A 20,032-nucleotide genomic window follows, 5' to 3' on the forward strand; every position below is an offset into this window, starting at 1 on the left:
GACGTAGAGTCGAGAACGTGATTACCGGGTTGGCCCACACCGGGGTGTGCGTTCCCGATTGCGAGGCCGCGGTGGCGTTCTACCGCGACGTATTGGGCCTGCGTGTGCTGTCGCCGCCGTATGTCATGACCGGTAACGCCATTCGCGACGACATGGGCGAGCTGGTGGCCGACCCGAGCATGAAGGCGGCCATCGTCGGATTGCCCGGTGACGGCGACCGGGTGCTCGAGGTGATCGAATACCTCAACGTCGAGGGCTCGGCCCGGCGCGCGGCCCTGACCGATCACGGGCTCTCGCACGTCGGGCTGGTCTGCGAGGACCTCGACGCCACCCGCGCCGAGCTGGAGCGCAAGGGGGTCCGGTTCCTGGTCAGCGGGATCGCCGACGTCGCGCGGGTGCGCACGACCTGGTTCGCCGACCCCTGGGGCGTGGTGTTCATCCTCGTCGAAAAGAGCCGGCCCGAGCGACCGTACTTCTCCCAATGGGACTGAAGGTCGGCATCATCGGTGCCGGCGCCGGCGGCATCGCGATGGGCATCGAATTGGCCCGCGGCGGTTACGATTTCACGATCTTCGACCGCGCCGACGGCTTCGGCGGGACCTGGCGGCACAACACCTTCCCCGGTGCGGCCTGCGACGTCCCGTCGCACCTGTACTCGTATTCGTTCGCGCCCAACCCGCGCTGGAGCAAGACGTATGCGAACCAGCCCGAGATCCTCGCCTACTTCGAGAGGGTCGCCTCCGACCACGGCCTGGCCGCACACCTGCGCGCGCACACCACGATCACCACGGCGCGGTGGTCCGACGCCCGGCGGCGCTGGACGCTCACCGCCGACGACGGCCGCGAGCACGACTTCGACGTCGTGGTCAGCGCCGTCGGGATGCTCGACGTGCCGCACATCCCCGACATCCCGGGCGCGCGGCGGTTTCGCGGCCGCCAATTCCATTCCGCCCGTTGGGATCACAGCAAGTCGACGGAAGGGGAGCGGGTCGCCTCCATCGGCACCGGCGCCAGCGCGATCCAGTACGTGCCCGCGATCGCGCTGAAGACCAAGCACCTCACCGTGTTTCAGCGCACCCCGATCTGGATCGCGCCCCGGTTCGACTTCCCGTTCACCCCCGAGCAGCACGAGGAGTTCGAGCGCAACCCGGCCGCGGCGCGCAAGCTGCGCGACGAGGCGTTCGACGCCTACGAGTCGTCCAGCTTCGACGCCGACGCCGCGCAGATCCGGGAGGCCACCGAGCTGGCCCGCAGCTACCTGGCGCGCAAGGTGGCCGACCCCGAACTGCGCGCCAAGCTGACCCCGGACTATCCGGCCGGCTGCAAGCGGCCGCTGATGTCGCGCGAGTGGTATCCGACGTTCGCGCTGCCCCATGTCGCGCTCGAGACGGCCGCGATCGCCGAGCTGACCGAGCGCGGCGTGCGCACCGCGGACGGCGTCGAGCACCGCGTCGACACCGTCATCTACGGCACCGGGTTCACCGCCGCCGACTACCTGGCCAGCATCGACGTGTACGGCACCGGCGGGCGCCACCTGCGCGACGAGTGGGGCGGGGGCGCGGAGGCCTACCTGGGCACGCTGATCGCCGGGTATCCGAACTTCTTCACGCTGTACGGCCCGAACACCAACGGCGTCAACTCGATCCTCTACATCCACGAAGCGCAGACGACGTTCATCCGCCACATCCTCGACGCGATGGGCGGCCGGGGCGCGCGCACGGTCGAGGTGACGCCGGAGGCGCAGCGCCGCTACAACGACGAGATCCAGGCCGCGATGGAGGGCAAGGTCTGGCTGGCGTGCACCAACTACTTCCGCCATCCCAGCGGCAAGGTCGTCACCCAACTGCCCTACAGCGGCCGGACGTTTTACGAGCGCACCCGCGCGATGGTCGACGGCGACTACTGGATCCAGTAGTTGTCGTGGCGGATGAACCACTCCCGGCGTTCGTCGTCGGTCATGTCGGCCAGCGCCGCGAAGCCCTCGAAGTAGGCCTCCCGCGGTGCCCCGGGCGCGAACAGCATCAGGACCGACGCCGGCTCGTCGGCCTCGTTGCGGAAGCCGTGGACCCCGCCGGGCGGGACATAGAGGAAGTCGCCCGGATGGCCGTCGGCCCACTCGGTGCCGTCGTAGAGCTTCATCGTCCCGGACAGGACGAAGAACGCCTCGGACATGGCGCGGTGGAAGTGCGCGGGCGGGCCGCCGCCGGCCGGGGCGATGTCGACCCGGTACAGGCCGTAGTCGCCGCCGGTGGCCCGCTGATCGGCCAGGTAGTGGTACTTGGTCCCGAAGGTTTCGTAGTCCGGTGGCTCGTCGGCGCGCTTGAGCCAGGCGCTGACTTCGGGCTCGTCTTTGGTGTAGCGAGGCGGCGGATAGGGCGGGACGGCGAGCGACATGGCTCCAGTGTGGCCCCACCGGGTGTTCTTGCACTCGGCATAGGCGAGTGCTAAGAATGACGTTGGCACTCGCGACCCGCGAGTGCCAGGTCGGGACGGTGAGACCAGCCTGGTCGTCCGTCGCGGGCACTGCGCCCGGCCAGCGTAAGTAACGGGGTGACCGTCACCCGGTGACCCCTGTCATTCCCGATCCGGAGGAATCACTTCGCAATGGCCAAGACAATTGCGTACGACGAGGAGGCCCGTCGCGGCCTCGAGCGGGGTCTGAACAGCCTCGCCGACGCGGTAAAGGTGACGCTGGGCCCCAAGGGCCGCAACGTCGTCCTGGAGAAGAAGTGGGGCGCCCCCACGATCACCAACGATGGTGTGTCCATCGCCAAGGAGATCGAGCTGGAGGACCCGTACGAGAAGATCGGCGCCGAGCTGGTCAAGGAAGTCGCCAAGAAGACCGACGACGTGGCCGGTGACGGCACGACGACGGCCACGGTGCTGGCCCAGGCGCTGGTGCGCGAGGGGCTGCGCAACGTGGCGGCCGGCGCCAACCCGCTGGGCCTCAAGCGCGGCATCGAGAAGGCCGTCGAGAAGGTCACCGAGACCCTGCTGAAGTCGGCCAAGGAGGTCGAGACCAAGGACCAGATCGCCGCCACCGCGGCCATCTCCGCGGGCGACCAGTCGATCGGCGACCTGATCGCCGAGGCGATGGACAAGGTCGGCAACGAGGGTGTCATCACCGTCGAGGAGTCCAACACCTTCGGCCTGCAGCTCGAGCTCACCGAGGGCATGCGGTTCGACAAGGGCTACATCTCGGGATACTTCGTCACCGACGCCGAGCGTCAGGAAGCCGTCCTCGAGGACCCCTACATCCTGCTGGTCAGCTCCAAGGTGTCGACCGTCAAGGACCTGCTGCCGCTGCTGGAGAAGGTCATCCAGGCCGGCAAGCCGCTGCTGATCATCGCCGAGGACGTCGAGGGCGAGGCGCTGTCCACCCTGGTCGTCAACAAGATCCGCGGCACCTTCAAGTCGGTGGCCGTCAAGGCTCCGGGCTTCGGTGACCGCCGCAAGGCGATGCTGCAGGACATGGCCATCCTCACCGGTGGTCAGGTCATCAGCGAGGAGGTCGGCCTGACCCTGGAGAACGCTGACGTCTCGCTGCTGGGCAAGGCCCGCAAGGTGGTCATCACCAAGGACGAGACCACCATCGTCGAGGGCGCCGGTGACTCCGACGCCATCGCCGGCCGGGTGGCCCAGATCCGCGCCGAGATCGAGAACAGCGACTCCGACTACGACCGCGAGAAGCTGCAGGAGCGCCTGGCCAAGCTGGCCGGCGGTGTTGCGGTGATCAAGGCCGGCGCGGCCACCGAGGTCGAGCTCAAGGAGCGCAAGCACCGCATCGAGGACGCGGTCCGCAACGCCAAGGCGGCCGTCGAGGAGGGCATCGTCGCCGGCGGTGGCGTGGCCCTGCTGCACGCCTCGCCGTCGCTGGACGAGCTGAAGCTCACCGGCGACGAGGCGACCGGCGCGAACATCGTGCGCGTCGCGCTGTCGGCTCCGCTGAAGCAGATCGCCTTCAACTCCGGGCTGGAGCCCGGCGTTGTCGCCGAGAAGGTCAGCAACTCGCCCGCCGGCACCGGCCTGAACGCCGCCACCGGTGAGTACGAGGACCTGCTCAAGGCCGGCGTTGCCGACCCGGTGAAGGTGACCCGCTCGGCGCTGCAGAACGCGGCGTCCATCGCGGGCCTGTTCCTGACCACCGAGGCCGTCGTCGCCGACAAGCCGGAGAAGGCGGCCGCTCCCGCGGGCGACCCGACCGGCGGCATGGGCGGCATGGACTTCTAAGTCTGAGCACGAAAAAGCCCGGTCTCCCCTTGGGGGCCGGGCTTTTTCGTGTCTTGCGCCGAGCGTGGGGGATGCGGACGTGCGCACTGCGAAATCGATGCACAGGCCTCACGGTCGACGCACACGCAGACGCGCGAAGGCGGTGAGTATGTCTGCGTGGACCCTTTTCGAGGTAGCCAAGCGCTCAGGCGTGGCGCCGTGACCCGCGGTCAATTGCGCACACGGTATCGCGCGATATTCCGCGACGTGTACATCGACAGAGCCGCAAAAATGACAGCCGCGGCCAAAGCGCGCGCGGCCTGGCTTTCGACCGGTGCGACACTGGCCGGCCTGTCCGCCGCGGCGGTACTGGGCACGAAATGGCTTGACGCGGCTGCGCCCGCGGAGATCGTCCGCGCCGACCGTCATAGTCAGCGGGGAATCGTGGCCCACAGCTATCAGTTGGCGGATGACGAGGTGCGGGCTTTCCGCGGCATGCGCGTGACGACCCCCGCCCGGACGGCCTTTGACATCGGCCGTGGCATGCCCCCGGCCCAGGCGATACCGATCCTCGACGCGTTGCTCAACGCGACGGGCATCAGCCCCGCGGACGTCGCCGCTGTGGCCGACCGCCATCCCGGGACCCGCGGCGTTCGACGGCTGCGGGCGGCGCTGGAACTGGTCGACGGCGGCGCCGAGTCGCCGCAGGAGACGCGAGTGCGGCTGCTATTGGTAGGCGCTGGATTGCCGAGGCCGGAGACCCAGATCGAATTTCGCAACCTGCACAGGCGGCGGATCCGCGTTGACATGGGGTGGCGCGAGTGGAAGGTCGCCGTCGAATACGACGGGGTTCAGCATTGGGACGACCCTGATCAGCGAGCCTGGGACATCGAGCGCATCGCGCTGCTGGAGGCGGCCGGCTGGGCCGTGATCAGAGTCAGCGCGGCGATGCTGTCGCGGCCGCAGGCGATCGTCGAGCGCGTCAGGGCCAAGCTCGTCGAACGTGGGGCCTATGGACGCTCGCAAGCCAGTTCCCGTACGCAAGGCCCACGCTCGGCGGCCTAGGGTAGACGCGTGGCTCTTCCGACCCCCTCTCCCACCAGCACGGCCGTCGTCACCGGGGCGTCGTCGGGCATCGGCGCCGACATCGCCCGCGAACTGGCCGGCCGCGGCCACGGCGTCACGCTCGTCGCCCGCCGCGAGGACCGCCTGCGCGACCTGGCCGACGAACTCGCGACCGGCGTGCGCGTGGAGGTGATCGGCTGCGACGTCGCGGATCCCGCCGCCCGCGCCGCCCTGCTCGACGAGGTCGACCGCCGCGGCCTGACCGCCGACATCCTGGTGAACAACGCCGGCATCGGCACCATGGGTTCGGTGACCAAAACGCCCGTCGCCGACGAGATCGCCCAGGTGCGGGTCAACGTCGAGGCCGTCATCGACCTGACCACCCGCGCGGTCCAGCAGATGGTGCCGCGCGGTCGCGGCGCCATCCTCAACGTCGGATCCACCGCGGGTTACCAACCGTTTCCGGGGCAGGTCGGCTACGCGGCCACCAAGGCGTTCGTTAACAACTACACGCAGGGGCTGCGCGGTGAACTCGCCGGCACGGGCGTCACCGTCGCGCTGCTGTGCCCGGGGCCGGTGCGCACCGAGTTCGTGCAGAGCGCCGGCATGGACGAGCGCGACTTCGCCGACGCCTTCCCGAAGTTCATGTGGAAGCCGTCGCGAGAGGTGGCCCGCGCCGGGGTCGACGCCCTGGCCCACGACCGCGGGACCGTCATCCCCGGGCTGCCCAGCCAGATCAGCACGCGCCTGTTTCAGTTCATGCCGCGGCGGGTGCTGCTGCCGCTGCTGAAGAACCAGCATCCCAGCCTCAGAAGGGACCGTTCAGCGCGCTGACCCAGGCCAGCGCCGCATCCAGCCCTCGACGGGAAGCGCGAGCGCGTTGCACAGCGTGCAGATCGTGCGGTACCAGCCGACGGCCGTGAGCAGCTCGATCCGCTGTTCGTCGGACAAGAAGCGGCCCAGCGCGGCCCACGTCGGCTCCGACCACGACCCGGTGCGCTCCAGCTCGTCGACGGCCTCGATCAGCATCCGCTCGTCGGCGCTCCAGCGCGGGTCGTGCGGGCCGCCCAAAACCAGCGCGTCGCACTCGTCGTCGCTGACACCTGCGATCGGACCCCAGAACGCCGCCTGCCCGCCCCACTCGTATTCGCAGCCGACGAGCGCGCAGCAGCGCAGGATCGCGATCGTGCGGGTGCGTGGCGGCAAAAGCGCTGCGACGTAAAGGGATTCACCGAGCTTGCGCAGCCGGGTGGCGAGCGCCGGGTGGCGCTGCAGGCAACGCACCAAAAGCAGCGGCTCGTAGCTGCGGTCGGGGTGGCCCCAGCTGTTGATGGCGGTGGCATCTTCGGAGCTCCAGGGCGGAGCGAGCGGTGCGACGCGGCTCACGCCGACGACTGTACGGCCCTAGGTCGATGGCAGCGACCCGCAGCGCCCGGCTTCGCCGCGCTTGCGATCGCCGCTAGGTCGATGGCAGCGAGAACACCACGCAGTCGTGCAGGCAGCCCTTGGCCGCGCTCGGGGAGTCGGCCTCGCGGTGCAGCAGCGCGCGGGTCGGCACGACGCTCAGGCGGGCGGTCTCGGCGTCGCCACCCGTCACTTCGGCTTCGCCGTCGACGATCAGCGAATAGCCGCCGGGCTCGGTCGGGGGCCACAGCAGGGTGACGTCGCGGCGCTGGGCCAGGTTCTGGCGGGTGCGGCCGCCGATCAGCCCCACGTCGAGGGTCGCCTCGCGCAGCGTCGGTTCCACCGTCACGGTGTGCGCGTGATAGCCGTCGTCAACGGTGATCAGGTACGCGAACGGGAAGTCGGCGAGGGCCGCGGCCAGCCGCTCGACGTCCACCTTCTTCTTCGTGCGCATGACTTCGAGAATAGGCGCGAGCTAGTCGGGCAGCTCCGGCACCATGATGCCCGGCTCTGGCGTGTCCGGGCCGCGCTCGCCCTTGTTGAAGAAGCCCGAGCTCGGTATGCCCGGCTCCCGGGTGGCGGCCGGGTTGCGGAAACCGGAGTCGCCGGCGGCGCCGCCCGCGGCGGGGAAGAAGCCCGACGGGGCGGCCGTCGTGGTCCGCAGGGCCGGCGGGGTGGGGGTGGGCCCGCTCGCCGCGCTGACGCCGGAGCTCCCGTGGCTCGACCCGACGCCGGCGGCGGCGACGGCGCTCGCGTCGGCCGGGGCCGAGAACGCGCTGCTGGTGCTGACCATTCCCGAGCTCGCCGCGGCCGGGGCCAAGCCGCCGGTCGAGGCGTTGACCGAGTTGAGCAGGCTCGAGCTCAGGTTGGCCGCGCCGACCCCGCCCGTGACGTAGTGGCTGGAGTTGAGCATGGACTCCGCGCCGCCCTGGGCCGTCAACGTGTTGTCCTGGAAGAACCCGGTATTGCCGGCGCCGTTGTTGAAGAAGCCGGTGTTGATCGATCCGGAGTTCAGGAAACCGGTGTTGGAATTACCCGAGTTCCCGATACCGAAGTTTCCATTCCCGGAGTTGAAGAAGCCGATGTTGTTGTTACCGGAATTGAACAAACCGATGTTGCCGGTGCCGGAATTAAAACCACCGAAGCCGAACTGATTATTACCGGTCAGCCCGATGCCGAAGTCGTTGTTGCCGGTATTGCCGAACCCGATATTCCCGTTGCCCAGGTTGCCCCAGCCGATGTTGTTGCTGCCCGAGTTACCGGAGCCGAGGTTCTGGCTGCCGCTGTTACCGTAACCCAGGTTTGAATTGCCGCCGCCCGACGTCCCGGGAAAGCTGAGGCTGAGTTGGCCGTCCTTGAATGTGATGCCCAACTTCTGCAGGACCTGTTGCCAGGGCGCCAATTGCGCGGCCGCCTGCGACGCGTCGGCGTGGTAACCGAACATCGCCGCCACGTCCGCCGCCCACATCGCCTCGTAGGCGGCCTCGGTGTCCATGATCGCCGGGACGTTGAACCCGAACCAGTTGGTGGACGCCAACGCCTGCACCAGCGCACGATTCGCCGCCACCACCGCGGGCTGCACGGTGGCCGCCACCGCGGCCTCGAACGCCGCCGCGATCGCCGAGGCCTGGCTGGACGCCGCCTCCGCTTGCGCGGCCGCCGCGCTGAGCCAGCTCACGTACTGGGTCGCGACGGTCATCATCGCCGCCGCCGAGGCGCCCTGCCACGACCCGTTGGCCAGATCGTTCGTCACCGAGAAGAACGACGACGCTGACGACGCCAGGTCCTCGGCCAGCCCGTCCCATGCTTCGGCCGCAGCAAGTAACGGCGCCGCCCCGGGACCGGCGAAGATTAGTGCCGAGTTGATTTCTGGCGGCAACCACGCAAAATGCGGGCTCGTCACTAACCCAACTTAACCGGGATAGGGCGCCCTTCGTGGCGTTATGGACCAGGTACCGGGGTGGGCTTTCGTCCCCGGACCAACTTGCCGGGCCGTGCTTCCGTGGGAACGCCATTTTCAGCAATTATTTCGCCCGAGACGATCGTGGCGACATAGCCGTCGGCGGTCTGGTCCAGCCGCCGCCCGCCTGCGGGCAGGTCGTGGCGGATCACCGGCTTGTGCAGCCGCAGCCTGGCGTGGTCGATGACGTTGAGGTCGGCCTTGTAGCCGACCGCGATGCGGCCGCGGTCGCCCAGCCCGGCCACCCGCGCCGGCACGGACGTCAGCTCGCGGACGGCGTCGGGCACGCTGAACCGCCTGGACCTGCGGTCGCGCGCCCAGTGGGCCAGGAAATACGTCGAGTAGCTGGCGTCGCAGATCATGCCGTAGTGGGCGCCGCCGTCGCCGAGCCCGAGCACGACGTCGTCGCGGTGCAGCAGCTCCCCGACGGTGTCCAGCGAGTTGCCCTGCAGGTTGCTGGTCGCGACCAGCAGCATGGCGCGGCCGTCGTCGTCGAGCAGCCGGTCGTAGGCCTCCTCCATCGGGTCCACCCCGCGGGCGCGGGCGCGGGCCCCGATGCTGGTCGACGGGTCGGGCTCGTAGTCCGGGGTGTCGCCGAGCGGGAAGATCCAGTCCCACATCTGCGCCACGTACAGGATCGGGTGCCCGGCGCCGGGCTTGTCGGCCAGGATGCGGGCGCGCACCTCCGGCTTGCGCATCTCGGCCACCCGCTCGGCCAGCGGCAGGTGCGCGATCTCGCGGTAGCTGGGGTAGAGCACGAACGGGTTGGCGCTCAGCTGCAGGCCGATGATCAGCCCGATCGGGCGCGGCAGCAGCTGCGCGGTGACATCCCCACCCGCCGCGTTCGCCTTCTCGATCATCGTGATCGCGTCCGGCCACGTCGGGTCCCCGGCATTGGCTACAACCAGCGTGAACGTCACCGGCAGTCCGACGTCCTCCGCGACGTCGAACACCGTCTGCAGCACGGGCTGGTAGCCGCCGGCGGGGATGTCGGGCACGAATTGCAGCAGGCCGCCGCCGGCGTCGACGACGCCCCGGGCGATCTGTTCGATCTCCTCGCGCGCGGCGTCGTAGCTGGGGATCGGCGAACCGCTTTCGGTCTTGTGGATGGTCAACCGCGACGACGCGAAGCCCAGCGCGCCGGCCTCGATCGCCTCCTTGGCCAGCGCCCGCATCTTCGCGAGGTCGTCGGGGGTGGCCGGCTCGCGGTCGGCGCCGCGCCGGCCCATCACGTACACCCGCAGCGGGGAGTGCGGGAGGTAGGCGGCCACGTCGATGTCGCGCCTGCCGGCGTCCAGGGCGTCGAGGTATTCGGGGAAGGTCTCCCAGGTCCAGGGCAGGCCGTCGGTCATGACCACGCCGGGGATGTCCTCCACGCCGGCCATCACGTCGACCAGGACATCGTGGTCTTCCTGGCGGCACGGCGCGAAGCCGACCCCGCAGTTGCCCATCACCACCGTGGTCACCCCGTGCGCCGACGACGGGGTCAGCCGCTCCGACCAGATGGACTGGCCGTCGTAGTGGGTGTGCAGGTCGACGAACCCGGGCGTGACCAGCAGCCCGGCGGCGTCGATCTCGCGCGCGGCGCCGTCGCCGTTCACCGAGCCGACGGCCCTAATGACGCCCCCTTCTACCGCGACGTCCCCGACGTACGGCTCACCGCCCAGCCCGTCGACGATGGTGCCGTTGCGGATGACGAGGTCGTAAGTCATTCAAACAATCTACGACCGCGTCGGTGGGTCGTGCCAGGATCTTCGGATGATTGACCACATCGGAATCAACTGCGCCGACTACGGCAAATCCCAGGAGTTCTACGACGCGGTGCTCGGCGTGCTGGGCTACTCGCGGCAGCTGGACGTCGGTCCCGCCATCGGGTACGGCCGCGACGGCAAGCCGACTTTTTGGATCGCCGACGGCGACGGCGCCGGCCCGAATCGCGAAGTGCACGTCGCCTTCACGGCCGCCGGCGAAGACGCGGTGCGCGCCTTTTACGCCGCGGCGGTGGGACTCGGCGCCGAGTCTCTGCACGAGCCGCGCCTGTGGCCCGAATACCACCCGGGCTATTTCGGCGCGTTCGTGCGCGACCCCGACGGCAACAACGTCGAGGCGGTCTGGCACGGCGGCCCGTAGGGTCGCGGGTATGGCCGAAACCTCCAGCACCGACAGCGCGGCCCGAGAGCTGCTGCGCGACGCGTTCACCCGGCTGATCGAGCACGTCGACGAGATCACCGACGGGCTGACCGACCAGACGTCCAGCTACCGCCCGACCCCGAAGGCCAACAGCATCGCCTGGCTGATCTGGCACAGCGCGCGGGTGCAGGACGTCCAGCTGGCCGACGTGGCCGGGGTCGAGCAGGTGTGGACCCGCGACGGCTGGGTGGACCGCTTCGGGCTGGACCTGGCGCGCAACGACACCGGTTACGGGCACGGGCCCGAGGAGGTCGCCAAGGTCAAGGCGCCCGCGGCGCTGCTGGCCGGCTACTACCACGCCGTGCACCAGCTGACCCTCGATTACGTCGCCGGCGTGACCGCCGAGGAGCTGGCGCGCGTCGTCGACACCAACTGGGACCCGCCGGTGACGGCCGGCGCGCGGCTGGTCAGCATCATCGACGACTGCGCCCAGCACCTCGGCCAGGCCGCCTACGTGCGGGGATTCGTCGGGTTCTAGGCGTGCGATTCGCGACGACCGCGGTGTTGTGGCTGGCCACCACCGTCGCGCTGGCCGTGGCCATCCCCGCGGCGTGGGCGCAGCTCAACGTGGTCAGCGAGGACGGCTACGCCGCGCTGGCGCAGCGGGCCGCCGCCGACCCCACCCTGCAGAAAGCGATGGCGGCCGAGCTCACCACCCGCGCGATGGCGCTCATCGCCGCCCACGGCGGCGGCCGCTACCCGGTGGACGGCTCCGAGGTGCACGACGTCGCCAGCGCCTTCACCGCGGGGCCGGAATTCCCGCCGCTGTTCGCCCGGGCCAACCGGGCGGTGCACGGCTGGCTGTTCACCGATCCGCGGGCCGGCGGCGACCAGTGGGTCCTCGACGTGGGCCCGATGCTGCACGACGACGCGTTTCGGCGGGTGCTGAGCCGCCACCACGTCACGGCGCCGGCGAACCTGACGATCCCGCTCGCGGTGTCGATGCCCTCGTCGCTGCGGCAGGGACAGCTGAACCGGCTGGCCGCCTGGGGTCCCTGGGTGAGCATCGGCGCGACCGCCCTGAGCGGCCTTTTCGCGCTGCTGACGCTGGCCGCCGCCCGCCGCCGCGGCAAGGCCCTGACCGGCCTGGGCGTCTCGGCGCTACTCGTCGGCGCGGCGGGATGGGCGGCCATCGAGGCCGGCGGCGGCTACGTCAACGGCGCGCTCAACCGCACCACCGGCAACGTCCGCCAGGTCGCGGAGGTGATGATCGCCCACGCCGGGGCGGGCCTGCGCGACTGGCTCAACCTGACGTTGCTCGCCGGCGCGGCGCTGATCGGGTTGGGCGTGCTGGTCGCGATCCTGGGCGGGCTCGCGAACAAAGGTCAGTCGCTGTAGACGACGGAGCGGTCCGGCGGGCGGGGCTCGATCGGCTGCGGGCGGACCCGGGCCGGCCGGGAGCGCACCCGGATCGGCCACCAGAACCAGCGCCCCAGCAGCGCGGCGATCGACGGCGTCATGAACGCGCGCACGACCAGCGTGTCGAACAGCAGGCCCAAACCGATGGTGGTGCCCACCTGGCCGATGATCCGTACGTCGCTGACGGTCATCGACGCCATCGTGAAAGCGAACACCAGCCCCGCGTTGGTCACCACCTTGCCGGTGCCGCCCATCGACCGGATGATGCCGGTATTCAGGCCGGCATGGATCTCCTGTTTGAACCGCGACACCAGCAGCAGGTTGTAGTCCGAACCCACGGCCAGCAGGACAATGACCGACATCGCCAGCACCAGCCAGTGCAGTTGGATGCCCAGGATGTGCTGCCAGAACAGCACCGACAAACCGAACGAAGCCCCGAGCGAAATCGCCACCGTGCCAACGATGACCGCGGCGGCGACCAGCGCGCGGGTCAGGATCAGCATGATGATGAAGATCAGGCACAGCGACGAGACGCCGGCGATCACCAGGTCCCATTTGGCGCCGTCGGAGATGTCCTTGAAGACGGCCCCCGTCCCGGCCAGGTAGATCTTCGCGTCCTCCAAAGGTGTTCCCTTGAGCGACTCTTCGGCCGCGGTGCGGATCTTGTCGATGCTCGCGATTCCCTCGGCCGAGGCGGGGTCGCCGCGGTGCAGGATGATGAAGCGCGCCGAGCGCCCGTCCGGGGACAGGAAGTTCTTCATGGCGCGCTGGAAGTCCTTGTTCTTGAACACCTCTGGGGGCAGGTAGAACGAGTCGTCGTTCTTGGCGGCGTCGAAGGCGTGGCCCATCGCCGTCGCGTTGTCGCTCATCTCGTCCATCTGGGCGAAGATCCCGGACATGGTGCTGTGCATGTCCAGCATCATCGTGCGCATGTTCTGCATGGTCTCGATCATCGGCGGGAATTGCGCGATCATCTGCGGCATCAGCCGATCGAGGTCCTTGATGTCACCGACCAGGGTGTCGAGCTTGTCGGTGATCTGGTCCACGCCGTCCAGCGCGTCGAAGATCTGGCGAATCGACCAGCAGATCGGAATGTCGAAACAGTGCCTCTCCCAATAGAAATAGCTGCGGATCGGCCGCCAGAAGTCGTCGAAGTCGGCGATGCGGTCGCGCAGCTCGTTGGTGATCTGCTGCATCTCCACGGTGTCCCCGACCATGCGGTGCGTGGTCGCGACGAGCTGCGTCATCAGCGCGTACATGCGCTGCATGGTGGCGATCGTCTTGGTCATCTCGTCGGCCTGCTTGAGCATGTTGTTCATCTGGTCGCGCTGGTATTTCATGCTCTGCATCTGCCCGGCGCTCTGCATGCTCATCTGGAACGGGATCGACGTGTGGTCCATGGTCGTCCCGTCGGGCCGGGTGATCGCCTGCACGCGGGAGATGCCGGGGACGCGGAAAATGCCCTTGGCCAGCCGGTCGAGCACCAGGAAGTCGGCCGGGTTACGCATGTCGTGGTCGGCCTGGATCATCAGGATCTCGGGTTTCATCCGGGCCTGGGAGAAGTGGCGGTCGGCGGCGGTCAGGCCCTCGTTGGCGGGGATGAAACTGGGCAGGTACTCCCGGTCGTTGTAGCTGGCCTTGTAGCCGGGCAGGGTGATCAGGCCGATGAGGGCGACGGCGCACGTGACGGCCAGGATCGGCAGCGGCCAGCGGACCACCGCGGTGCCGACCCGACGCCAGCCGCGGACCCCGATCCTGCGCTTGGGGTCGAACAGGCCGAACCGGCTGCCGACGGTCAGCACCGCCGGTCCCAACGTCAGCGCGACCGCCACCGCGACCAGCATTCCCACCGCGCAGGGGACACCCAACGTCTTGAAGTACGGCATGCGGGCGAAGCTGAGGCAGAACGTCGCCCCGGCGATCGTCAGGCCGGAGCCCAGGATGACGTGGGCCGTCCCCCGGTACATGGTGTAGAACGCCGTTTCCCGGTCCTCACCGGCCTGCCGGGCCTCCTGGTAGCGGCCGATGATGAAGATGCCGTAGTCGGTGCCGGCCGCGATCGCCAGCGACGTCAGCAGCGACACCGCGAACGTGGACAGCCCGATCCAGCCGAAGTGGCCGATCAGCGCGACCGCCCCCCGCGCCGCGGTCAGCTCGAAGCCGACCGTGACCAGCAGCAGGATCACGGTGATGATCGAGCGGTAGACGAACAGCAGCATGATCAGGATCACCGCGACCGTGGTCAGCGTGATCTTGAGCATCGACTTATCGCCGCTGTGGTGCAGGTCCGCGGCCATCGCCGCCGCCCCGGTCACATACGCCCTGACCCCGGGCGGGGCGGGCACGCTGTTCACGATTTTGCGCACGGCCTGAACGGATTCGGTGGCCAGCGGCTCGCCCTGGTTGCCCGCGAGGTTCACCTGGACGGTGGCGGCCTTGCCGTCGTTGCTCTGCGCGCCGGCCGCGGTGAGCGGGTCACCCCAGAAGTCCTGGATGCTGAGCACGTGCGTCTTGTCTTCGCGCAGCTTGCGGATCATCGCGTCGTAGTACTTGTGGGCGTCGTCGCCCAGCGGCTGGTCGCCCTCGATCACGATCATCGCCGCGCTGTCGGTTTCGCCCTCGCCGAAGGCGTGCCCGATGCGCTTCATCGCCACGACCGACGGCGCGTCCCGCGGGCTCAGCGACACCGACCGCTCCTGCCCGACGATCTCCAGCGACGGGACGAACAGGCTCATCACGACGGCAATTCCCACCCAGCACAAAATGATTGGCACCGCGAAGGTGTGGATCGTGCGCGCCAGGAACGGCCGCTCCGGGTGGGGGGTCGCGCTGTTGGCGAAGGGGGTGGTCACGCGGACTTCACCAGACAGAAGGTGTACGCGTGGACCTCGTTGGAGACGCGCTCGGCCTTGACCACGTCGTCGACCGTGATGCGGCAGCCGACGCTATCGCCGCTGGCGCGCGCCATGAGGCTGCCCATGACGGCCGCCTTGTCGGTGGTGACGCGCAGCGACCACGGCAGCGGGGCCCCGTCGACGCGCTGGGGGTCGCCGTTGACGTCGAAGTAGCTGATGTCGGCCGTCGTCCCGGACGGGCCGAACACCTCGTAGACGATCCGCTTGGGGTTGAACGGCTTGGGGTTTTGCAGGTTGCTGTCGGCATACGACTCGCGCTTCTGCGACCCGAAGTAGCCGTGCACCCGGAACACGACGAAGCCGCCGACGACCACCACCACCAGGATCACCAGCGGAATCCACGTTCGGGACAGCACCTTGAAAATCGGATATCCCCTTCAACGGTTGGCGTGGGCGCCGGCGCGCGGCCCCGGCAGCGCAGCTAAGGCTTGCCTAAGTAAAGCATGCTGTTTCGTTCACCCCGGCGGGACCGTTGACTCCTTCCCCTCGCGCCCTGGAGTGTAACGCATATCACGTGCGTAACGGGCAAAACTTCTGCTCGGAGCCGGTTCCTGGAAATCACGCGACGTGCGTTATACAAATCACACAATGTGCGTTATCCTCTGCCGATGGCGCAACTCGCCTTCCAGCGCGCCCGCACGGAGGAAAACAAGCGCCAGCGTGCGGCGGCGCTCGTCGAGGCCGCACGGTCGCTGGCGGTGGAGACCGGCGTCGCGTCGGTCACCCTGACCGCCGTCGCCAGCCGCGCCGGAATCCACTACTCGGCGGTGCGCCGGTACTTCACCTCCCACAAGGAGGTCCTCTTGCACCTGGCCGCCGAGGGATGGGTGCGATGGTCGGACGCGGTGTGCGCGGAACTCGCCGAGCCGGGACCGCTGGAGGCACAGCAGCCGGCGCGGGTGGCCGAGACGCTGGCCAACGGCCTGGTCGCCGACCCGCTGTTTTGCGACCTGCTCGCCAATTTGCACCTGCACCTCGAACACGAGGTGCATGTCGACCGGGTCGTCGAGATCAGGCGCACCATCGCCGCCGCCGCGATCGCGCTCGCCGACGCGATCGAGCGCGCGCTACCCGTGCTCGGCCGCTCCGGCGCCTTCGACATCCTGATCGCCGCCTACTCGCTGGCCTCGGCCTTCTGGCACATCGCGAACCCGCCGGAGCGCCTCACCAACGCCTACGCCGAGGAGCCGGACGCCCTGCCACCCGAGTGGAACATCGATTTCGCATCCGCACTTACCCGAGTGCTGACGGCTACCTGCGTCGGCCTCGTCTCCGAGTCGTCATGAACGGGAAAGGAGACCACGGCGCCGTGGCCTGGCGAACTGCAACCGGTGCGCCGGATACCAAGCGCCGCAGCGAAACCCACAAGAAACCGTGGGTCATAGCTAGGGTTATACATAGGCCATCTAGTGTTTCGCCCGTGGTGAAGGACTTGAAGCGCCCATGACGACGACTGAGCCGAGGACGGAGCCGCTGATGAAGCTGGGCTCCGCCGGCAGCGAGGGCGACAAGGTCGCCCCACCGCGCGCCAAGAAAAAGAAGAAGGGGTTGCTGGGCCGCTTCTGGCTGGTGCTCACGATCGTGGCCGTGGTCTCGCTGTCGGGATTCGTCGTATACCGATTGCACGGCGTCTTCGGCGTTCACAAAGGTTCGTTCGGTGGCGGCACCTCGGGCGAGGTTCTCGACGAGTTCAACGCCAAGACGATCACGCTGCAGGTCTGGGGCCCACCGGGCAGCACGGCGACGATCAACTACCTCGACGAAAATTCCCATCCGCAGCAGGCCCTCAACGTGCCCTTGCCCTGGAGCAAAGTATTGAGTTCAACGAAGCCCGGCATCCCGGCAAACCTGGTGGCACAAGGAGACGGCAGTTGGATCGCCTGCCAGTTCGTGGTGAACAAGCACGACGGGAGCGGTGACGTCATCAAGACTCCGAATCGCTCAGATCCCAACCAAACCGTCAACGCCTTCGTCTATTGCCTGGACAAGTCCGCATGAGCGCGCCAGACGAAACTCCGCCGCGCGTCGACCAGCCGCTGATCCCGCCGTTCCTGCCGCGGATGATCCACCGGCTTGCCCTGCCCGTCGTCCTGGTGTGGTTGGGCATCGTGTTCGTGACCAACACCGTGGCCCCGCAGCTGGAGGTCGTCGCCAAGACCCACTCGGTGTCGATGAGTCCGACTGACGCGGCGTCCTTTCAGTCGATGATGAAGGTCGGGTCGACGTTCAAAGAGTTCAACTCCGACAACTCGGCCATGATCTTGCTGGAGGGCGACAAGCCGCTCGGGTCCGACGCTCATCGCTATTACGACGAGATCGTCAAGCGCGTCGAGCAAGACAAGAAACACGTCCAGCACGTCCAGGATTTCTGGAGTGATCCGCTGACGGCGGCGGGTTCCCAGAGCCATGATCAAAAGGCCGCGTACGTCCAGGTCTACCTCGCGGGCAACATGGGCGGTGGCCTGGCCAACGAGTCCGCCCTGGCGGTGCGCAAGATCGTGGACTCGGTGCCCGCGCCACCGGGAATCAAGGCGTATGTGACCGGCGCTGGGCCGCTATTCGCTGATCAGTCCCACGCGGGTGAGAAGGGCGTCGCGGTTGTCACGCTCATCACCTTCGCGGTGATCATCCTGATGCTGCTGGTCGTCTATCGGTCGGTGGTCACCATGCTGATCATGCTGGTCATGGTGTTCGTCGAGCTGGCAGCGGCCCGCGGCGTCGTCGCAGTGCTGGGAAACTACGGAATCATCGGGCTTTCCACCTTCGCCAACAACATGCTGGTGCTGATGGCGATCGCCGCCGGGACGGACTACGCCATCTTCGTGGTCGGGCGCTATCACGAGGCGCGCGGGCTGGGCGAGACCCGCGAAAAAGCGTTCTACACCATGTTCCACAGCACCGCGCATGTCGTGCTGGGGTCCGGCCTGACCATCGCCGGCGCGATGTACTGCCTGAGCTTCTGCCGGTTGCCGTACTTCCAGTCACTGGGGGTGCCGTGTGCCGTCGGCATGCTGGTGGCGGTTCTCGCGGCGTTGACGCTGGGCCCGGCGGTGCTGACGGTGGCGTCGTTCTTCAAGCTCATGGATCCGAAGCGCACGCTGCAGACCCGGGGCTGGCGTCGCATCGGCACCGCGGTCGTCCGCTGGCCCGCACCGGTTCTCGCGGTGACCATCGGGGTGGCATTGGTTGGCCTGCTCGCCCTGCCCGGTTACAAGACGGACTACGACAACCGCCACTTCCTGCCGGCCGACACCCCGGCCAACGTCGGTTACGCCGCCGCGGACCGTCACTTCGACCAGGCTCGGCTCAATCCTGAGCTGTTGATGATCGAGACCGATCACGACCTGCGCAACCCGGCCGATTTCCTGATCCTGGACAAGGTTGCCAAGGCGGTCTTCCACATCCCCGGTATCGGCCGGGTGCAGACCATCACCCGGCCGTTGGGCACGCCACTCGACCACAGCACCCTCGGTTTTCAGATGGGCGCACAAGCCGCGGGGCGGATCCAGACCCAGCACTATCAGGAAGAGCAGGCGGCGAACCTGCTCAAGCAGGCGGACGAGCTCAAGAAGACGATGGCGACGCTACATCAGCAGATGCAGGTGACCCAGGACCTCAGTAACACGACGCACGAAACCACCAGGCTCACCAAAGAAACCGTGAAGATCACCGAGGCTTTGCGCGACGACATCGCCAACTTCGACGACTTCTTCCGGCCGATCCGCAGCTTCTTCTACTGGGAGAGGCACTGCTACGACATTCCGATCTGCTGGGCGCTCCGGTCGGTCTTCAACGCGCTCGACGGCATCGACCAGGTGGCTCAGAACATCGTGGAGCTCAGCGCGAATCTGGACAAGCTGGACCAGATCCAGCCGCAGCTGGTGGCGCTGATCCCGCCGCAGATCGAGAGTCAGCAGCGCAACCTCGAGACCGTCATGTCGAATTATGCGATCACGCAGGGTCTCAACGAACAGGCGAAAGCGCAGTCCGACAACGCCACCGCCCAAGGCGATGCCTTCGATAAGGCTAAAAATGACGACACGTTCTACCTCCCGCCGGAGGCGTTCAAGAGCCCGGATTTCGCGCGGGGTCTCAAGCAGTTCATCTCGCCGGATGGGCACTCCGTCCGGTTGATCATCTCCCATGAAGGCGACCCGGCGAGTCCCGAAGGCATCCGCCACATCGAACCGATCAAGCAGGCCGTGCACGAGGCGATCAAGGGCACGCCCTGGGAGGGCGCCCATGTCTACCTCGGCGGCACCGCCGCGACGTACAAGGACATGCACGACGGCTCCAACATCGACCTGCTGATCGCCGGAATTGCCGCAGCCACACTGATTTTCATCATCATGCTGGTGATCACCCGAAGCGTCGTGGCGGCCTTTGTGATCGTCGGTACGGTGTTGCTGTCACTGGGCGCCTCATTCGGGCTCTCCGTGCTCCTATGGCAGTACATCCTGGGCATGAAGTTGCACTGGATGGTGCTGGCGATGGCGATCATCCTGCTGCTGGCGGTCGGCTCGGACTACAACCTGCTGCTCATATCGCGGTTCAAGGAGGAAATCCACGCCGGGCTGAAGACAGGGACGATCCGCGCGGTGGCCGGTTCGGGCTCGGTGGTCACTTCCGCCGGTCTGGTGTTCGCCGCCACCATGGCCACGTTCATGTTCAGCCCGCTGCTGGTGATGGCCCAGGTCGGTACGACGATCGCGCTGGGCTTGTTGTTCGACACCTTGATCGTGCGGTCGTTCATGACACCCTCGCTGGCCAGCCTGCTCGGGCGCTGGTTCTGGTGGCCGCAGCACGTGCGTCCACGGCCGGCCAGCACCATGCTGCGGCCGTACGGACCGCGCCGCGCCGTGCGCGAGCTGATCCTCAACGACGTCGACGAGCACCCGGCGGGCGGATTGGTACAACCGCGCTGATTTTG

18 protein-coding genes are annotated in these 20,032 nt (G+C 68.0%); 11 read left to right on the forward strand and 7 right to left on the reverse strand.

Annotation, left to right across the window (positions count from 1 at the left end):
- Nucleotides 1–17: 17 nt before the first annotated feature.
- Entirely contained in the window at nucleotides 18–491 is a 474-nt protein-coding gene (locus AC5Y4Z_RS18990) for a VOC family protein (RefSeq protein ID WP_499966135.1), read from the forward strand.
- Nucleotides 482–1,915 carry a flavin-containing monooxygenase gene (locus tag AC5Y4Z_RS18995; protein WP_499966136.1) on the forward strand — a complete coding sequence of 478 codons (1,434 nt, stop codon included), beginning with the start codon at nucleotides 482–484 and terminating at the stop codon, nucleotides 1,913–1,915. Before AC5Y4Z_RS18990 ends, AC5Y4Z_RS18995 begins: the two co-directional genes overlap by 10 nt.
- Here the strand turns inward: AC5Y4Z_RS18995 and AC5Y4Z_RS19000 are convergent.
- Nucleotides 1,900–2,394: a cupin domain-containing protein gene (locus tag AC5Y4Z_RS19000; RefSeq protein WP_499966137.1), complete on the reverse strand. Its 495-nt coding sequence runs from the start codon at nucleotides 2,392–2,394 to the stop codon at nucleotides 1,900–1,902. The two genes, AC5Y4Z_RS18995 and AC5Y4Z_RS19000, sit on opposite strands and share 16 nt — an antisense overlap.
- A 210-nt stretch (nucleotides 2,395–2,604) precedes the next feature.
- Between AC5Y4Z_RS19000 and groL the strand changes: the two genes are divergently transcribed.
- From groL to AC5Y4Z_RS19015, 3 genes are all read left to right on the forward strand, one after another.
- On the forward strand, nucleotides 2,605–4,230 hold the full coding sequence (gene groL, locus AC5Y4Z_RS19005) for a chaperonin GroEL (protein ID WP_499966138.1): 1,626 nt from the start codon (nucleotides 2,605–2,607) through the stop codon (nucleotides 4,228–4,230).
- Between the two features lie 156 nt (nucleotides 4,231–4,386).
- Nucleotides 4,387–5,274: an endonuclease domain-containing protein gene (locus AC5Y4Z_RS19010; protein WP_499966140.1), complete on the forward strand. Its 888-nt coding sequence runs from the start codon at nucleotides 4,387–4,389 to the stop codon at nucleotides 5,272–5,274.
- A 9-nt stretch (nucleotides 5,275–5,283) separates the two neighbouring features.
- Nucleotides 5,284–6,108 (forward strand): SDR family NAD(P)-dependent oxidoreductase, encoded by an 825-nt coding sequence (locus AC5Y4Z_RS19015; protein WP_499966142.1) that lies wholly within the window; start codon nucleotides 5,284–5,286, stop codon nucleotides 6,106–6,108.
- Here the strand turns inward: AC5Y4Z_RS19015 and AC5Y4Z_RS19020 are convergent.
- The 4 genes from AC5Y4Z_RS19020 to AC5Y4Z_RS19035 all read right to left on the reverse strand — a co-directional run bounded on the left by AC5Y4Z_RS19020 (nucleotide 6,097) and on the right by AC5Y4Z_RS19035 (nucleotide 10,350).
- Nucleotides 6,097–6,660, reverse strand: a complete 564-nt coding sequence (locus AC5Y4Z_RS19020) for a carboxymuconolactone decarboxylase family protein (RefSeq protein WP_499966144.1) — start codon at nucleotides 6,658–6,660, stop codon at nucleotides 6,097–6,099. The genes AC5Y4Z_RS19015 and AC5Y4Z_RS19020 overlap by 12 nt on opposite strands.
- A 73-nt stretch (nucleotides 6,661–6,733) precedes the next feature.
- The gene (locus AC5Y4Z_RS19025; RefSeq protein WP_499966145.1) at nucleotides 6,734–7,132 is read right to left on the reverse strand and encodes a pyridoxamine 5'-phosphate oxidase family protein; all 399 of its coding nucleotides are present in this window, start codon (nucleotides 7,130–7,132) and stop codon (nucleotides 6,734–6,736) included.
- 21 nt (nucleotides 7,133–7,153) lie between these two features.
- Complete coding sequence (locus tag AC5Y4Z_RS19030) at nucleotides 7,154–8,581, reverse strand: PPE family protein (RefSeq protein ID WP_499966147.1); 1,428 nt, start codon at nucleotides 8,579–8,581, stop codon at nucleotides 7,154–7,156.
- Nucleotides 8,582–8,619: 38 nt separating this feature from the next.
- A complete protein-coding gene (locus tag AC5Y4Z_RS19035) occupies nucleotides 8,620–10,350 on the reverse strand; it encodes an N-acyl-D-amino-acid deacylase family protein (RefSeq protein WP_499966148.1) in 1,731 nt (576 codons plus the stop codon).
- Nucleotides 10,351–10,396: 46 nt separating this feature from the next.
- On the opposite strand from AC5Y4Z_RS19035, the gene AC5Y4Z_RS19040 reads away from it, so the two are divergent.
- The 3 genes from AC5Y4Z_RS19040 to AC5Y4Z_RS19050 are packed head-to-tail and all read left to right on the forward strand — an operon-like array spanning nucleotide 10,397 to nucleotide 12,166.
- On the forward strand, nucleotides 10,397–10,768 hold the full coding sequence (locus AC5Y4Z_RS19040) for a VOC family protein (RefSeq protein ID WP_499966149.1): 372 nt from the start codon (nucleotides 10,397–10,399) through the stop codon (nucleotides 10,766–10,768).
- 10 nt (nucleotides 10,769–10,778) lie between these two features.
- Nucleotides 10,779–11,306, forward strand: a complete 528-nt coding sequence (locus tag AC5Y4Z_RS19045; protein WP_499966151.1) for a mycothiol transferase — start codon at nucleotides 10,779–10,781, stop codon at nucleotides 11,304–11,306.
- Between the two features lie 2 nt (nucleotides 11,307–11,308).
- On the forward strand, nucleotides 11,309–12,166 hold the full coding sequence (locus AC5Y4Z_RS19050) for a hypothetical protein (protein WP_499966152.1): 858 nt from the start codon (nucleotides 11,309–11,311) through the stop codon (nucleotides 12,164–12,166).
- On the opposite strand, the gene AC5Y4Z_RS19055 is transcribed toward AC5Y4Z_RS19050, so the two are convergent.
- Nucleotides 12,154–15,039 (reverse strand): MMPL/RND family transporter, encoded by a 2,886-nt coding sequence (locus AC5Y4Z_RS19055; protein WP_499966154.1) that lies wholly within the window; start codon nucleotides 15,037–15,039, stop codon nucleotides 12,154–12,156. The genes AC5Y4Z_RS19050 and AC5Y4Z_RS19055 overlap by 13 nt on opposite strands.
- Nucleotides 15,036–15,458, reverse strand: a complete 423-nt coding sequence (locus tag AC5Y4Z_RS19060; RefSeq protein ID WP_499966156.1) for an MmpS family transport accessory protein — start codon at nucleotides 15,456–15,458, stop codon at nucleotides 15,036–15,038. Before AC5Y4Z_RS19060 ends, AC5Y4Z_RS19055 begins: the two co-directional genes overlap by 4 nt.
- Nucleotides 15,459–15,692: 234 nt before the next feature.
- Here AC5Y4Z_RS19060 and AC5Y4Z_RS19065 point away from each other — a divergent pair, with 234 nt between their 5' ends.
- The 3 genes from AC5Y4Z_RS19065 (at nucleotide 15,693) to AC5Y4Z_RS19075 (ending at nucleotide 20,027) form a co-directional block, all read left to right on the forward strand.
- Nucleotides 15,693–16,388 carry a TetR/AcrR family transcriptional regulator gene (locus AC5Y4Z_RS19065; protein WP_499966157.1) on the forward strand — a complete coding sequence of 232 codons (696 nt, stop codon included), beginning with the start codon at nucleotides 15,693–15,695 and terminating at the stop codon, nucleotides 16,386–16,388.
- A gap of 157 nt (nucleotides 16,389–16,545) precedes the next feature.
- On the forward strand, nucleotides 16,546–17,100 hold the full coding sequence (locus tag AC5Y4Z_RS19070) for an MmpS family transport accessory protein (protein WP_499966158.1): 555 nt from the start codon (nucleotides 16,546–16,548) through the stop codon (nucleotides 17,098–17,100).
- Entirely contained in the window at nucleotides 17,097–20,027 is a 2,931-nt protein-coding gene (locus AC5Y4Z_RS19075) for an MMPL/RND family transporter (protein WP_499966159.1), read from the forward strand. The genes AC5Y4Z_RS19070 and AC5Y4Z_RS19075 overlap by 4 nt, the downstream gene beginning before the upstream one ends.
- Nucleotides 20,028–20,032: the final 5 nt, after the last annotated feature.

It is taken from the genome of Mycobacterium sp. NGS63, assembly GCF_059812295.1.

Bases quoted from the DNA above. Each gene is read 5' to 3' on its own strand.
- AC5Y4Z_RS18995 (WP_499966136.1), top strand. From the start codon at position 482: ATGGGACTGAAGGTCGGCATCATCGGTGCCGGCGCCGGCGGCATCGCG.
- AC5Y4Z_RS19000 (WP_499966137.1), bottom strand. From the start codon at position 2,394: ATGTCGCTCGCCGTCCCGCCCTATCCGCCGCCTCGCTACACCAAAGAC.
- groL (WP_499966138.1), top strand. From the start codon at position 2,605: ATGGCCAAGACAATTGCGTACGACGAGGAGGCCCGTCGCGGCCTCGAG.
- AC5Y4Z_RS19025 (WP_499966145.1), bottom strand. From the start codon at position 7,132: ATGCGCACGAAGAAGAAGGTGGACGTCGAGCGGCTGGCCGCGGCCCTC.
- AC5Y4Z_RS19035 (WP_499966148.1), bottom strand. From the start codon at position 10,350: ATGACTTACGACCTCGTCATCCGCAACGGCACCATCGTCGACGGGCTG.
- AC5Y4Z_RS19040 (WP_499966149.1), top strand. From the start codon at position 10,397: ATGATTGACCACATCGGAATCAACTGCGCCGACTACGGCAAATCCCAG.
- AC5Y4Z_RS19045 (WP_499966151.1), top strand. From the start codon at position 10,779: ATGGCCGAAACCTCCAGCACCGACAGCGCGGCCCGAGAGCTGCTGCGC.
- AC5Y4Z_RS19070 (WP_499966158.1), top strand. From the start codon at position 16,546: ATGACGACGACTGAGCCGAGGACGGAGCCGCTGATGAAGCTGGGCTCC.
- AC5Y4Z_RS19075 (WP_499966159.1), top strand. From the start codon at position 17,097: ATGAGCGCGCCAGACGAAACTCCGCCGCGCGTCGACCAGCCGCTGATC.